This is a genomic window from Lactobacillus johnsonii ATCC 33200 (assembly GCF_000159355.1).
GTDB lineage: Bacteria > Bacillota > Bacilli > Lactobacillales > Lactobacillaceae > Lactobacillus > Lactobacillus johnsonii.
This window is the reverse complement of sequence record NZ_GG670126.1, coordinates 1-662: the sequence shown is the minus strand read 5'-3', so window position 1 is coordinate 662 and position 662 is coordinate 1. Positions and strand designations below refer to the sequence as shown.

General features: G+C 33.2%; 1 protein-coding gene. It reads right to left on the bottom strand.

From position 1 onward, the window contains the following. The coding region (locus HMPREF0528_RS08630) for an IS110 family transposase (RefSeq protein ID WP_004896655.1) at positions 1-393 on the bottom strand (393 nt) is incomplete at its 3' end. Between the last annotated feature and the right edge of the window lie 269 nt (positions 394-662).

The following is a 662-nucleotide window of genomic DNA, read 5'->3' as shown; positions in this document are numbered from 1 at the left end:
ACGACTTAGAGCATTTAATTGATGATATTGCTCAGCTTGCAGTTGACTAACTGGATGGTGATAAAGCTTTTGAATTAATGCTAAGTGATAAGCATCTGTCCTATCTGTTTTATTATGTCTAAGCCTTAAATCCATCTCTTTCTTAGCCTTTAATGGATTCAGAACTACATATTCGTAGCCATAATCATCTAAGAAAGTCTGCAGTCTTCTTGAATATACGCCGGTGGCTTCGAAAATAATTTGAGGATGTTGAGTGAAAGCTTTCAGATCATTGAGCAGTTCTAAGAAACCAGGCCGATCATTAGTAATTGTTGTAATAGATTTACTATCATTGATTAATTCACAAACAGTTGATGTACTCTTGCTTACATCAATGCCAAAGATAACTTTCATTTATAAAACCTCCTAAATATAGCAGTAAAGCTATTTTACTTAAGAAATCAGGATCTAATTTTCTAAACTCGAAATTAAATGTCCACATTCTTCGAAGAGATTGCATAATTTCTCAGTAAAACTGCCAGTTTTTTATACGACGTCAAGCGTCTAAAGATCGCATGACATATGGTTTTACTACTATTTCAAATTCTACGGCTAGAACAAAAAATAGTGAATCAACTATCCCGTCGGATAGTCAATTCACTATTTAGCTTAGAATGTTTTTT